General features: G+C 47.0%; 11 protein-coding genes. 8 read left to right on the top strand and 3 right to left on the bottom strand.

Features of this window, described 5'->3' with window-relative positions; all coding sequences use genetic code 11:
* Nucleotides 1-30: 30 nt before the first annotated feature.
* Together FCL46_RS23275 and FCL46_RS23270 are read left to right on the top strand one after the other, a co-directional pair.
* Nucleotides 31-405 (top strand): hypothetical protein, encoded by a 375-nt coding sequence (locus FCL46_RS23275; RefSeq protein ID WP_136809565.1) that lies wholly within the window; start codon nt 31-33, stop codon nt 403-405.
* 3 nt (nt 406-408) lie between these two features.
* Complete coding sequence (locus tag FCL46_RS23270) at nt 409-1176, top strand: hypothetical protein (RefSeq protein WP_136809563.1); 768 nt, start codon at nt 409-411, stop codon at nt 1174-1176.
* A gap of 124 nt (nt 1177-1300) precedes the next feature.
* On the opposite strand, the gene FCL46_RS23265 is transcribed toward FCL46_RS23270, so the two are convergent.
* Entirely contained in the window at nt 1301-1480 is a 180-nt protein-coding gene (locus FCL46_RS23265; RefSeq protein ID WP_136809561.1) for a hypothetical protein, read from the bottom strand.
* Between the two features lie 259 nt (nt 1481-1739).
* On the opposite strand from FCL46_RS23265, the gene FCL46_RS23260 reads away from it, so the two are divergent.
* Genes FCL46_RS23260 through FCL46_RS23250 form a run of 3 tightly spaced genes read left to right on the top strand, consistent with a single transcriptional unit; the run spans nt 1740 to nt 8067 of the window.
* Complete coding sequence (locus FCL46_RS23260; RefSeq protein ID WP_136809559.1) at nt 1740-6911, top strand: RecQ family ATP-dependent DNA helicase; 5172 nt, start codon at nt 1740-1742, stop codon at nt 6909-6911.
* A gap of 30 nt (nt 6912-6941) precedes the next feature.
* Nucleotides 6942-7505, top strand: coding sequence for a hypothetical protein (locus FCL46_RS23255; RefSeq protein WP_136809557.1), 564 nt, complete (start codon nt 6942-6944; stop codon nt 7503-7505).
* A 7-nt stretch (nt 7506-7512) separates the two neighbouring features.
* Nucleotides 7513-8067: a hypothetical protein gene (locus tag FCL46_RS23250; RefSeq protein ID WP_136809555.1), complete on the top strand. Its 555-nt coding sequence runs from the start codon at nt 7513-7515 to the stop codon at nt 8065-8067.
* A gap of 12 nt (nt 8068-8079) precedes the next feature.
* Here FCL46_RS23250 and FCL46_RS23245 read toward each other — a convergent pair whose 3' ends face one another.
* Nucleotides 8080-8664 (bottom strand): methyl-accepting chemotaxis protein, encoded by a 585-nt coding sequence (locus FCL46_RS23245; protein ID WP_136809553.1) that lies wholly within the window; start codon nt 8662-8664, stop codon nt 8080-8082.
* Nucleotides 8665-8990: 326 nt separating this feature from the next.
* Between FCL46_RS23245 and FCL46_RS23240 the strand changes: the two genes are divergently transcribed.
* The 3 genes from FCL46_RS23240 to recD2 all read left to right on the top strand — a co-directional run bounded on the left by FCL46_RS23240 (nt 8991) and on the right by recD2 (nt 13192).
* The gene (locus FCL46_RS23240; protein WP_136809551.1) at nt 8991-9512 is read left to right on the top strand and encodes a prepilin-type N-terminal cleavage/methylation domain-containing protein; all 522 of its coding nucleotides are present in this window, start codon (nt 8991-8993) and stop codon (nt 9510-9512) included.
* 226 nt (nt 9513-9738) lie between these two features.
* Nucleotides 9739-10584, top strand: coding sequence for an EcsC family protein (locus FCL46_RS23235; protein ID WP_136809549.1), 846 nt, complete (start codon nt 9739-9741; stop codon nt 10582-10584).
* A 136-nt stretch (nt 10585-10720) separates the two neighbouring features.
* Nucleotides 10721-13192, top strand: coding sequence for an SF1B family DNA helicase RecD2 (recD2, locus tag FCL46_RS23230; RefSeq protein ID WP_136809547.1), 2472 nt, complete (start codon nt 10721-10723; stop codon nt 13190-13192).
* A 44-nt stretch (nt 13193-13236) separates the two neighbouring features.
* Here the strand turns inward: recD2 and FCL46_RS23225 are convergent, their stop codons facing one another.
* The gene (locus tag FCL46_RS23225; RefSeq protein WP_136809545.1) at nt 13237-13566 is read right to left on the bottom strand and encodes a hypothetical protein; all 330 of its coding nucleotides are present in this window, start codon (nt 13564-13566) and stop codon (nt 13237-13239) included.
* Nucleotides 13567-13568: the final 2 nt, after the last annotated feature.

Genomic DNA, 13568 nt, shown 5'->3' with positions numbered 1-13568 from the left:
TGGATTAAATAATAATATTTTGGAATATCTATGATTAGACTGAGTTTGTATATAATGATAATTGGGTGCATGATTGTCGGTACGCCTGTTCTGAGTAATGCTAAAAAATACACATCTAATGGTTATGAAGTTGAGGTTAACTGGAAGGTGAAAAGTAAAGAACTGAGAATTTGGGGTGATGTTGAAAAAGGGAGAGGATGCGATCAACTGAATGTGTATGTGCAACTGAGTAATAAGGAATACGGTTATTCGAGAAGTATCAAAACGTATATACGCAAGGAGCATTTTTCAACCGGAAGAAGCGTATTTAGCGGGCAAGCGAAAATACGAGATAATCGACACAAAAAATGGTGGTTTGTAAGTGAACTGTTTGTGCGATGTTCAAGTGCTGTGGCTATTGACTAGAAAATGGATAACTCAAGAAAAGATAAGATATCTCCGCTGACCAAAATACTTGTCGACAAAGTTCATGATGGCAGGAAGCAGGATAGTAAATTCTGGCAAAGTGAATTTTCAGGTTCGGCTGGTGGTACTAATGAAGATAGTAGAAACGATATTGCTATAGAAAAACCTGTAGGATTTGATTCAGCTATGGCTGGAATGAAGGCCAGGAGGTCAACAATAGCAATTACTTTCGGGGTAATATGTGCACTGTTTTCTGTAGTTGCCTTACGGCCGGATCTTTTCCCGTTTCTTACATATTCTGGTATTTATAAAACGATAAGTAAGGCTTTTCCGGAAAAGGAGAAAATAGAGTATCAGCGGATACCTCAGTCAACCGATTACGATAGAGATGAAAAACTGGCAGAGCAAAGATCTATTGTTCCTTCAACGTATAGCGAGCCTCGACAGCCACCTGAAAACAGCTATGATAATTCACAGTCTGGAAAAGTAAAAAGCTTCATTCGGCCTCAAAAAAATGACAAGCAATGGTTGTCGCAAAAAGAACTGGATTCATTTGTGACTCCTGAAGCACCCAAAAAACAACCTGAAATTAAAGTCAGTGAGCCGACAAGAACACTCTATGAAATAGAACTCTATTCAGGGGCAACTATCTACACGGATAACGCAATGGTGTCCTCTGATAAAGTGACGTATGCGAGCTCGAAAGGGTTGATTGTCTCAATTAATAAATACGAAGTAAAATCAATGAAGAGAATGAAGGTTAAGCTCTGATGTATTAAAACGTATAGGAGGGAAAAGAAGCTCAGGCTTTCGAAACACCTTCTTTTCCCTCCTGAATTCGATCGTGTCTCATGTAGAAGCACGTTCGCGTAATGCAAACAACAGGCATATTCGTTTACTCCTCTGTCCCGATCCTTCCGAATTTATCCGGGTAGGCCTTTTTTTCAATTTCCTGCCAGAGTTCTTCCGCTTTTTCAATTGCAATGGTTGGGGAAGGGGCGCGCTCGGTGTTGGCGAACATCGAGGCATAAATCCTGCCAGCTGTTTCCACGATGAAGATGTTTTTGCGAATCATCAACTCTCTCCTTTATAATTGTGTTGGTCTTCGGGATTATTTACGTAATGTCATTGTATGCCTTTTGTAATTACCATTTCAAGTTAATGGAGTGTGTTTGGTTTCTGGCGCAAGTGCTGAGCGGAGTATTTAGCAGGATGACCGGGAATTGCCAGGTTCAGTAGAGTAATAAATTGATATTATTTCGTATTGTTAATAGTGTATTGCCTTGAGACAATACGATTGTCAGTATTTCCCCCGAACTGATACAAGGTAGGAGATGGTCGCAGAAAAAGAGCAATTTTTGCAGCGTTGTCTGTTGCTGGACATTGAGATCAATGAGAAAAACGTCATGTATTCTATCGGAGCTGTTTTCGGTGATACGACGTTTTCAACAAAACCGGGTAGTAAAATTGATCTGAATACGCTGAAAAAGCTGGATGAGTTTGGCCGGGATGCAGATTTTATCCTTGGCCATAATATCATCTCCCATGATATCCCTCGGATTCGTGAAGTTGCACCAGACCTGAAGATCCTGCAAAAACCACTCATTGATACGCTCTACCTCTCCCCTCTGGCATATCCGGAAAACCCCTATCACCGGTTAGTAAAAGATTATCAGCTGGTTCGGGACAGCGTCAACGACCCTGTACAGGACGCTGTGCTTGCCGGGAAAGTCTTTGGCGAACAGTGGGATGCCTTGGTTGGCCAGCTTGCCGGAGGTTCTGAAAATCCGGTTTTTTACCGCAGTTTTTTCCACAATGAAAAAGATCTTGCCGGCACCGCTGATGCACTTGCAGCAATGGGCATTCCACTGCTTGAAGGTGATGACCTGCATGAAGCATTTGGCTGGTTTGCAAGTAAGCACGGTTGCAGACGCACGGCCCATGATCTGGTCGATCAGCTCTATAACACGACTTTTGACCCGGTTATGCTCGCCTACGTAGCAGCCTGGTTATCCGTTGCTGGCGGTAACTCTGTGCTGCCGCCGTGGGTTCGTCATCGTTTTCCGCAGATATCGCTTATTCTGCATAGACTGCGTGAAAAGAATTGTAACGAGAGTAGCTGCGGCTATTGCACTACTCACCATGATCCACATTTTTTTCTGAAAAACTTTTTCGGTTTTGATGATTTTCGCGCGCAACCGGCAACAGAAGATGGCGGGAGCCTGCAGCAGGAGGTGGTAAAAGCCGGTGCCGGAAACAGTACGCTTTTTGCTACCCTGCCGACAGGTGGTGGCAAATCGCTCTGCTATCTGCTGCCTGGTCTGATGCGTTACCAGCGACGCAATCTGTTGACTATTGTGATCTCGCCGTTGCAGGCGCTGATGAAAGATCAGGTTGATAATTTCTCAAAACAGACCGGAACCAAAATTGCCACGGCGCTCTATGGAATGCTCACCATGCCTGAGCGTGGCGAGGTGCTTGAGTCTATCCGTCTTGGTGATGTCGGGGTGCTGTATGTTTCGCCGGAGCAGCTGCGTAATCGTTCGTTTGTGCAGACTATCAGTCAGCGTGAGATAGGTGCCTGGGTATTTGATGAGGCTCATTGTCTATCAAAGTGGGGACATGATTTTCGGCCCGATTATTTTTATGCGATCAGGTTCATACGAGAGTTTGCTGCCAGGGCAAAGGCGCAGATCCCGCCGGTTCAGTGTTTTACCGCCACAGCCAAAAAAGATGTAAAGTCTGAGATAATCGATACCATCCAGAGCGAGTTGGGCCTGCGGGTCAACCAGTTTGAGGGCGGGCATGAACGTACGAATTTAAAGTACGATGTCTACGCTGTTGATAAGTACGAAAAGTATCAGGTAATACACGACCTTCTTAAAGCCAGGTATATGGGTGACGGCAGTGTGGTTATCTATTGTGCGACAAAGAAAAACACCGAAAATCTGGCCGAATTTCTGCAAAGCTCGGGTTACACTGCCGAAGCTTTTCATGCAGGGCTGGAGAGTTCGCTGAAAAAGCGGATTCAGGATCAGTTTATTGATGGGCAGATCCCGGTTATCTGTGCGACCAACGCTTTTGGCATGGGGATCGACAAGGATGATGTCCGTCTGGTTATCCATGCGGATATTCCCGGATCACTCGAAAACTACCTGCAGGAGGCAGGAAGGGCTGGTCGTGATCGCAAGGAGGCCGAATGCATTCTTGTCTTTGATGAGCAGGATATTGAAGGACAGTTTCGCCTCGGCAGTATGTCGAGACTTACTCAGCGTGAGATTGCCCAGATGCTTCGCGGCATCCGCTCTGCTGCTCGCGGAGGTGAGGATGTTGTTCTGACTGCGGGCGAACTGCTGCGACGTGACGAGGTGGATATAGACCCGGACGCGTTGAATGATGTCGATACCAGGGTCCGTACAGCCGTTGCCTGGCTTGAAAGGGCTGGCTTTTTAGAGCGAAACGAAAACAACACCAGAGTGTTTCAGGGTAAACCTCTCGTCCGTGATTTTGATGATGCTGCGGAAAAGATCAGCGGGCTGGATTTGTCTAAAAGGCAGAGGGAAAGGTGGCTGGCAATCCTGGCTGCCTTGATGGAGCACGGCAGGAATACCGGGTTTAGTGCAGACGAGCTGGCAAGTTTGTCTCCGTTTGCAACAGCAGAGGGCGATGGCAAATATGAAACGGAGAATCAGCGTGTACTTCGAACTCTGCACGATATGTCTGAGCAGGGGCTGATTTCAAAAGAAACACATCTTTCGGCTTATCTGCGTTATAAGGTGGGCAACAACGCGACTATTCATCTTAAACGACTCAGTGCGCTTGAACGGGAGTTTTTGAGCATTCTTCAGGAGCTGGCACCCGACGCAGATATAGAAACACCCCTGGAGCTTGACCTGCGACAGGTAAATCAGCAGCTGGTAGACAGGGAGTATGAATACAGTAACCCGCATGTGCTGAAACTTATTCTCCATGGTTTGAGCCGCGATGGTAAAGGTCTTGCGGGGCAATCAGGAAGTCTGAGCCTGAGGGCCACTGGCGGCAATCGATTTACCGTCTATCTGCACCGCGGCTGGGATAATCTGCTTGAGACTGTGAAGATCCGTCAGCAGGCCGCATGCATTGCCTTGCAGGTGATACTAAAAACGGTCAACCCGGCAGAGAAAGCAAATGGCAGCCTCCTCGTTGAGTTTTCATTAGAGCAGATTGTTGAAGGTTTGAAAAAAGATCTGTTGTTACTCCCACGACTCAAAAAACCGCTGGCAGCAGCAGAGCGCGCGCTGACCTTTATGCACGAGCAGGGCGTGATAGAACTTCAGCAGGGGCTTGCTATTTTCAACCAGGCGATGACACTGCATCTTCATCCTGAAGAGAAAAAGAGGCGATATACCGCCGCAGATTTCTCCCCTTTAAAGACCCACTACACCGAGCGCAATTTTCAGATACATGTGATGAATGAATATGCTCATCAGGCGCTCGAAAAAATCAGCACAGCCATGCGGTTGGTTGCATCCTACTTTAACGATGAAAAGGATGATTTTGTTCAGCGCTATTTTCCGGGCAGGAAAAAGATGCTGGAGCGGGCGACCAGTGAGCAGTCATATCAGCGGATCGTTGATGACCTGAAGAATACACCCCAATCTGCAATCGTTTCTGCTCCCACAGAGCAGAATATGCTTATCCTTGCGGGACCGGGCGCCGGAAAAACACGGGTGGTTACCCATCGTGTTGCCTACCTGTTGCGGGTTGAACGAGTGCAGCCTGATGCTGTGCTGGTGCTCTGTTTTAACCGCAGTGCGGTGATGAGTCTGCGCAGGCGGTTGCGTGAACTGATCGGCACCGAGATGAGCAGGGTGACAACACTCACCTTTCATGGGCTCGCTCTTCGCCTTACCGGCAGATCACTTGTTACCGCGAGAGCTAATCGTGATACTGATATAGATTTCACCAAAGTGATACAGGAAGCAGTCGATCTGCTTAAAGGCGAGAGCGATGCGCTTGGCTTGAGCGGTGATTCTGCACGCGGTGAGCTGGTTGGCAGGTTCAGCCATATTCTGGTCGATGAATATCAGGATATTGATGATGAGCAGTATGAACTGGTTTCTCTGCTTGCCGGCAAGGGCCAGCAGGAATTTGATCAAAAAATGACCATTCTGGCAGTTGGAGATGATGACCAGAATATCTATCGCTTTCGCGGAGCAAATGTCTCGTTTATCCGTAAGTTTCATGAGGACTATCAAGCTGATAAAAGATATCTCGTTGAGAACTATCGATCTACAGCCAATATAATCTCGGCGTGCAATGACCTGATTAAGCATAACCGCGACAGGATGAAAACTGAGCAGCCCATACGGGTTAACCAGGCCCGATATATGTTACCGGTTGGCGGTAACTGGCAGATCAATGATCAGCTGGCCCGTGGAAAAGTACAGGTAATACAGGTCGCAGGCATTATTGAGCAGGGATATGCGATTCTTGAAGAAATTGCCCGGCTGCAATCTCTTGAGGGCAATTTTGATCTCAATAACTGTGCTGTATTGGGACGGGAATGGAAAGATCTTGATTTGCTGCGTTCGATCTTTGAGGCGAGCGGTATGCCTATTAATCTGCACTGGGGTCGTGGTGGCAGCTTTCCGCGACTTACACGCATCCGCGAGCACCGGGTATTGCTTGATTACTTGAAAGAAAATAGAACAGTCTCAATGTCGGGCAGCGAGATTCTCGGGTTTATTGCAACGCGCCTGAAAGGAGACGGGCTCTGGCTTGAGAATATGCGGCAGCTTACACGGGAGTGGATTGAGGAAACCCACGATACCGAGCAGCCTGTACCGCTGATTGAAGACTATTTTTATGAGGCACTCTCTGATCAGGGGCGCTCGAAAAATCTCGGAAAAGGTGTCTTTCTCTCTACCGTTCATTCTGTGAAGGGGTTGGAATTCGATCATGTCTTTATGTTGGGGGAGAGTTGGCAACCAGCAAAAGGCAAGGACATGGAAGAAGAGCGCAGGCTCTATTATGTGGGGATGTCGCGTGCACGTGAGACATTACAGCTTTTTTCTGTACATTCTATCGTAAATCCTCATTGTGAGGTGCTTGGCGGTGACTACTGTTTAAAACGGGATGTTTCACCCGGAGTGCAGCACAACCACGCACGAAAAGAATATACCCTGCTGGGAATGGAAGATGTCTTTCTTGATTTTGCAGGTGTACGATCACTGAATCATCCAGCAAGAAAAGCGCTGGCGCTCTTGCAGGCAGGTGACCCGCTTTCGCTGGAAAGCAGAAATGACTATCTTGAACTGGTAAATAACGACGGTGTTTCAGTTGCTCGATTATCAAAAGTGGCCAGGAATATCTGGGCAAAGAGGATGAACACGATTAGCGAGATACGGGTTGTTGCCATAGTGAAACGATATAGAGATGAGATTGCTGACACGAACTTTAGAGAGAAGTGCAGGGGAGATTTCTGGGAAGTGCCTGTTGTGGAGGTCTCTTCTAATGTCGCATGATATCGATTCGTTGCGTGAGGTGTTGAGGTGATGAAATCTCTAATATTTGCACTTGGTATGAGTTTGGTGTTGTTGGCCGTAATAGTCGGTGTGGCCTTTATTCCTAAAGATATGGTGCCGGAAGGTCAGTATCGTGCAGTACTGGTTGCGATACAGGGATATCTGCCATTTGAGCGCGTTGAAGACAGAGCAAAGGTGCAGCCTTCAAAAGTGACTAAGCAGGCTGGAGATAGTGAGACATCTTCAAAGCATAGTTCGTATAGTGCTGCTGATATCGAAAAGGCAAAACGAGAACTGCTTGCCAAAAAGCGTCAGGAACGTGTGCAGGGAACGAACGCGGCCAAAAGTATTCTTGAGCAAAAGCAAACACCTCTGCAAAAAAACGACCAGGTTGAAGAGCAATCCCATATTTTTCTTATCGAACTGTATAGCGGTAGTCAGATTTATACAAAAAATCTCAAGACAGGTGATGGGGAAATAACCTATGAAACTGATAGCGGCCTACTTGTCTCGCTTGCTTCGCATGAGATTAAATCTGTGCAGAAATTGAAGCTCATAAACATGAATATAGATAAGACTGTTGAAGATAAGTGAGAATTTCATGGCAAAATCAGCGTTGAGACTGGTGCGTGGTGGCAAGTCTCAGTTATATCGAATAGGCAATATCATCTGCACCCTCACTGAGCCTAGTGCCATTGCCGATGATCTCGATGCGGTTGTTCTGGAAGAAGACACTCATCTTATTCTTACCGTCGATGGCAGGTGTAATTATATAGAGACTCACCCTGTTAGAATGATGACAGAAATCTACAGAGCCAAAGTACACGAACCGGGTTCAATGATTGTAAACGGCAAAAACTGGTACGCTGTAACTATTGATCTTGATAGCGATCCGCTATGCAGGCCTGTGTGGGTGCAGCAGGTGTATGAAAATATCGCGCTGCAGATTAAGAAAAACAGTATTTCAAAGCTGGGAATCTTTTTACTGGGGAATGTCCACGGAGGGCTGGGGGCGGCTGAGTGTGTTGAACTGTTTATTAAAGCAGTTCAAACATGGCAGAAGAGCCAATTGCAGGAAGTTTGCCTGATAGTGCCTGAAAAGTCGATTAGCAAAGTTAAAGAGAAGTTCAGGGAAGAATTCGAAAAGTCTCCCTGATCTCATTATTGATCATGTCTGAAAGTAGTTAAGGTCTTTTTCCAGCTGACTACTCTTTTGTTGGATGGCTACCAGCTTCTCGCGTATCTCTTCGGTTGTCAGATCCATATCCTGCAACTCCTGTTCTAATTCGCCGAGAGAAATGTGGATGCTGTTATGATTGCTTTTTGCAGCTGCCACGTTGATTTTGAGTGAGGTGATCATCTCACGGATCGCGATCTCCTCAGTGTGCAGGAAGTCATTTTTGCGAATCTTTGCCACGACAGAGAGATCACCGTTCTTAACCATTTTGAAAATTCCGCGGAACCGATAAAGCGGTCCGAAAATGCGATGGAAAATGAGCATTGAGTGAGCGGAAATAAAAAATAGTACCACGATGAGCGCGGGCCAGAACCGCTTATGCATCAGCAGAATTTCCTGGGCGGCTCGTTGTTGTCGTGCTGTGGCCTCACCAGAGCTAAGCTCAATAATGGAAGGCAAAAACATCATTAGGCCGGATATTATAATAGTAACCAGCACGTATATGAGAATAATCGCCATAAACTTGTACTGGATATTATCTACAATCAGTTGCTTCCTGAACATCTTCGATGCCATGTGAGCCACCTTTTAAGTAGGACGTTATTGGCTGGAAAACTATTTTATACTTGGGGAGAAAACTTTTTCTCTGCGTTGAACCAGCTGCTGAGTTCAGAAATCAAAACTCTCGACTAACCGTAAACACAATATGGTTTGCTGGTCTTTCAACACATGGCAATTTTACTATCAAAAAAAATAAAAGTACAATTATACGTTGATTTTTCATTGATTTTCACGAGACTATAAATAGGACGTGGCCTGGTTATAGATGTATCAACGTACGATTCAAACAATACAGACTCCTCGGCTGCATTTAATGACTACACGCACGGAACAGTTTAGCTATGTGTAAATATACATATGACGGATTTGCTCGTTTTCACACAGATAAAGCGTCAGGCGGGCAAAGACGAAGACGGCTCAGGGGGTGGCTGAACGGCTCGGGATTCACTATGCTTGAGCTGCTTATGGTTGTTGTCATCCTGGGGATTTTGGCGATAATCGCTATGTTTGCCTACCAGAGATATGTCTATAAAGCTGAGGTTATAACTGCTGTATCCGATATGAATACCATGGAAAAATTAATTTACGGCTACACAATTGATTATAATGGGGTCTATCCTCCCAACCTGGCCGCCATAGATCATGGTGGTTTTGAAGATCCATGGGGCAATGCGTACGTCTATCAGCCTGATCTTACAATTGTCTCCCGAACAAAAGGGGGAGTAAATATCAACACAGATTATGATCTCTACAGTGTTGGACGTGATGGTTTTAGCCTTCCCGATATTGCTGCACCAACAAGCCTTGATGATATTATTCGTGCAGGTGACGGGCAGTATAAAGGGGCTGCAGAACGATACTGATCTTGCTGGAGAGTTATCTGTTATAGCCCATGTAGCATGATGATGTCTCTGGCAGATCAGTTGTCGTTAGTTTCCATCAGAAAACCACCCTTCTGCCCAATATCAGGGTTGCGACCCAGATTATTATCCTTAGAATCTCAGCTATATGCTTGTGGTGAAAATCTGCGCCACGCCTCATTCCTGACACTTCACGCCTCACACCTAAAGTAATTTGAGAGGGTATGACATGGATATCTCCGAAAACGATCTTGACGATCTGATATATGCAAAATCTCTACTTGAAAATCCAGGGCTTGCTGTAAAGATTACCAGCGCTCTGGGGACACCGATTGAAAAGGGCATTGACCTGCTGCCTAAGGGTTGGCATGCGATGGTGGAAAAGGGCACCCGTAAGGCGCTTGAGGCGTCTGTTACTTCTGCGATTCTCACCATGAACACCCGGCAGCAGCGGGATTCGGCCAATCGTATTCACAAGATGATGGTTGCAGGTATCGGAGCGGCTGGCGGTTTCTGGGGCTTGCCCGCAATTTCCATTGAGTTGCCGTTATCCACCACTGTAATGTTACGCTCTATTGCAGATATCGCACGAAGCGAGGGACATGATCTCAACTCTGCCGCTATCAAGATGAGTTGTCTTGAGGTGTTTGCCTTTGGTGGCCCGGGGAAGAATGATGATAGTGCCGAGACAGGGTATTTTGCTGTACGTACAGCCCTCGCGAAGGCCGTAAATGATGCCGCAAAACATATTGCTTCAAAAGGCTTGGCTGAAAGTTCAGCGCCTGCACTTGTCCGCTTGATTACTCAGATAACCTCACGGTTTGGTGTGCAGGTTACAGAAAAAATCGCAGCACAGTCGATTCCGCTGCTTGGCGCTGCAGGTGGGGCTGTGATTAATACGCTCTTTATTGATCATTTTCAGACAATGGCCCGCGGCCACTTTATGGTATTGCGTCTTGAGGCTAAATATGGAGAAGAGGTTATTCGGAAATTGTATAATTCGGAGGACTTAGGGGATAGGACTGAGGACTTAGGGAATAGGGCTAAGGACTTAGGGGATAGGACTGAGGGCTAAGGACTGAGGACTTAGGGAATAGGACTGAGGACTGAGGACTAACTGGGAAGGACTGATGAACGAATTTTTCGAAAGAACGGAGCATGGTGTCACAATCTTCTTCACGAAACGGAACTGATATGGTTTTCTTGCCCGCATGGTATTTATTTCAGAAAAATTACAGGGAATCGTTCAGCGCGTAACCTATCACAATGAAGTGACGGGCTGGTCTGTTCTGCGGGTACAATCGTACAATAACCTCGGCGAGCAGGTTACGGTAACCGTACACCAGACCAAGGTCTTTGCTGGGGCAACCATGGAGTTTCATGGCTCCTGGTCCGTTCATCCCCAGTATGGCCGCCAGTTCAAGGCCACAGAATCCATCGAAAAAAAACCAGCTTCTGCGGCTGCGCTTGAAAAATACCTCGGTTCAGGCCTCATTAAAGGCGTGGGACCCAAGACTGCACAAAAGATTGTCCAGCATTTCAGAGAAGATACTCTGCGGGTCTTTGAAGAGGAGATGGGACGATTAACTGAGGTGCCCGGTATTGCCAGGAAAAAACTGGATATGATTGAGCTTGCATGGCGGGAGCACAGGATGATCCGTGATGTGATGATTTTTCTCCAGGGGCATGGGATTTCAACACTCTTTGCTGTTCGTATTTTTAAACAATACGGAGAAAACGCCATAGAGATGGTGAGCAGTGACCCGTATCGGCTGGCAAATGATTTTTACGGCATCGGCTTCTTCTCTGCCGATAAGGTTGCGCTCAGTATCGGGCTTGCACCCGACAGTGATCAACGGATTATTGCGGCTGTGAGGCATGTGCTGGCTGCAAGTCGGGAGCAGGGACACTGCTATTTGACCTCCGGGCAGATTCTGGACAGTGTTGAGAGCTTGCTTGAGTTAGAACTGGGTGTGCGACTGGATGCGATCCTGAAATTGATGGAAGAGCAGAATCATCTCAGGGTTCGTTCATTGCCGGGTAAAGATGACCTTTCTCAGACATGTTACTACTCGAAAACGCTCTATTACGATGAAGAAACGGTTGCCAGGAGGCTGAACAGCTTTCGGGTGCCTGTTACAGTTGACGGCGCAAAGATTGACCATTGGTTGAAGAATTATTGCGGTCAAAACGATATTCAACTGAGTGAAGAACAGGCTGGGGCTGCGAGCAGGGTGGTGCAGCATCGTTTTTCTGTGCTGACAGGCGGACCGGGATGCGGAAAGACTACAACTACCCAGGTCATAGTGCGGCTGCTTGAGGCAATGGGGCATAAAGTGCTGTTGGCAGCTCCGACGGGTCGGGCAGCCCAGAGAATGGGTGAGGTTATCGGGCGTGAGGCGAAAACATTACACAGGCTGCTTGAGTGGCAGGGCGGGGCGTTTGTCCGTAACGAAAACCAGCCGCTGCAAGCCGACTTTCTCATTGTTGATGAGTGCTCAATGCTCGATATATCGCTTACTGCTTCACTTGTTAAAGCGGTTCCGGATAATTGTCAGGTACTGTTTATCGGGGATGCTGATCAGCTACCTTCTGTGGGCGCGGGTAATGTGCTGCATGACATCATCGCTTCGGGTGCTGTCCCGTGTTTTCGCCTGACCCAGGTCTTTCGACAGGCGCGCGAGTCAAAGATAATCGGATTTGCCCACCAGATAAACAAAGGTGAGACACCGCAAATCGACTCACCTTTTAAACGCCCTGAAATCTGGCAGGATAAAACCGATTGTCTTTTTCTCGATTCAGATGAACCGACTATAGAACAGATGGATTTTGTGACGAGGGTCAAGCGCACCTTTAACCTGAAAGTACCTCAGCTTGAAGGTCTCTCTACAGGAGATACACCATTCGATTTCCGTACCAGTGAGGCGATTGCTTCACCCTATGAAAAAGAATTCATCGTTCCGGATAAGTTTAAACATGTTGATCTGGAGCGACTGGCAAAGACTGATGGCGCCATTGCTGAATTGAAAGCGGTACTCAAAAAGGTGCATCCCTGGTCAACCCTGCATTATGGTCTGACGGCCGTGGATACGGTGGTGAAGCTTTATCTTGAGTGGATTCCCAAATATTATGGCAGAGAGAGTGAAATTCAGATTCTATCACCTATGACCCGCGGCTCACTTGGTACGGCAAACCTTAACACGGTGATCCAGCAGGCAGCTAATCCTCCCCGTGATGATAAACCGCAAATACAGGTTGGTGAGCGGATTTTCCGGGTTGGGGACCGGGTTATTCATCGGCGTAACAACTACGATCTTGCAGTATTTAACGGTGATATTGGGGTTATACGAGAAATTGACACATCAATGCTGACGTGTGTGGTAGCTTTCTTTCCGGATGGCAGAGAAGTACTTTATCAGAGAGACGATATACTCGAACTTGATCTGGCCTATGCTATTACTATCCATAAATCTCAGGGCAGTGAGTTCAAAGCTGTTATTTTGCCGGTATTAACCCAGCATTTCAAGATGCTCTACCGCAACCTGATTTATACCGGCCTGACCCGGGCACGCGAGCTGGCGGTTTTTGTTGGTACACGCAGGGCAATGGCAATGGCCATTCGCCAGCAGGATACCAGTAACCGCCAGACTGCGCTGGAGTATTTGCTGAAAAACCCACGTTAGTTTTCAGGCGGGAACACGTTAGGCCCTATGCAACAGTATGTTCACTATTGTGGGTACGACTGAATCGCCCTCATACCAAGCACCGCAACTCTGTTTGCATACCAGGTCCGATTGTCGGGATCCTCGATGCTGGTTGTGCGCCACTTAACAAGCGGGGACTCTTCGTCGTCGCAAAGCCCACCTTTATCCGATTTCCAGAGAATCTCGCAATTTCTACATGGTCCCTTGGCTGTATGACAGAGAGGGCAGGAGCCCATCCATGGGGTACTGAGTTTGACCACATGTGTCATATAGTAGGCTTGATCATGCGCTGGGTGGGAACTTAACCATGTCCACATTTTTTGAAATTCCTGCAGTTCTTTTAGATCTGTCATGA

The sequence above is a fragment of the Desulfosediminicola flagellatus genome (assembly GCF_005116655.2).
GTDB lineage: Bacteria > Desulfobacterota > Desulfobulbia > Desulfobulbales > Desulfocapsaceae > Desulfopila > Desulfopila flagellata.
Note: the sequence above shows the minus strand (reverse complement) of the source record. Positions and strands in the feature narration are given on the sequence as shown.

Coding starts and splice junctions, on each gene's coding strand:
- FCL46_RS23275 (WP_136809565.1), top strand. CDS start 31: ATGATTAGACTGAGTTTGTATATAATGATAATTGGGTGCATGATTGTC.
- FCL46_RS23270 (WP_136809563.1), top strand. CDS start 409: ATGGATAACTCAAGAAAAGATAAGATATCTCCGCTGACCAAAATACTT.
- FCL46_RS23265 (WP_136809561.1), bottom strand. CDS start 1,480: ATGATTCGCAAAAACATCTTCATCGTGGAAACAGCTGGCAGGATTTAT.
- FCL46_RS23260 (WP_136809559.1), top strand. CDS start 1,740: ATGGTCGCAGAAAAAGAGCAATTTTTGCAGCGTTGTCTGTTGCTGGAC.
- FCL46_RS23255 (WP_136809557.1), top strand. CDS start 6,942: ATGAAATCTCTAATATTTGCACTTGGTATGAGTTTGGTGTTGTTGGCC.
- FCL46_RS23250 (WP_136809555.1), top strand. CDS start 7,513: ATGGCAAAATCAGCGTTGAGACTGGTGCGTGGTGGCAAGTCTCAGTTA.
- FCL46_RS23245 (WP_136809553.1), bottom strand. CDS start 8,664: ATGGCATCGAAGATGTTCAGGAAGCAACTGATTGTAGATAATATCCAG.
- FCL46_RS23240 (WP_136809551.1), top strand. CDS start 8,991: ATGTGTAAATATACATATGACGGATTTGCTCGTTTTCACACAGATAAA.
- FCL46_RS23235 (WP_136809549.1), top strand. CDS start 9,739: ATGGATATCTCCGAAAACGATCTTGACGATCTGATATATGCAAAATCT.
- recD2 (WP_136809547.1), top strand. CDS start 10,721: ATGGTATTTATTTCAGAAAAATTACAGGGAATCGTTCAGCGCGTAACC.
- FCL46_RS23225 (WP_136809545.1), bottom strand. CDS start 13,566: ATGACAGATCTAAAAGAACTGCAGGAATTTCAAAAAATGTGGACATGG.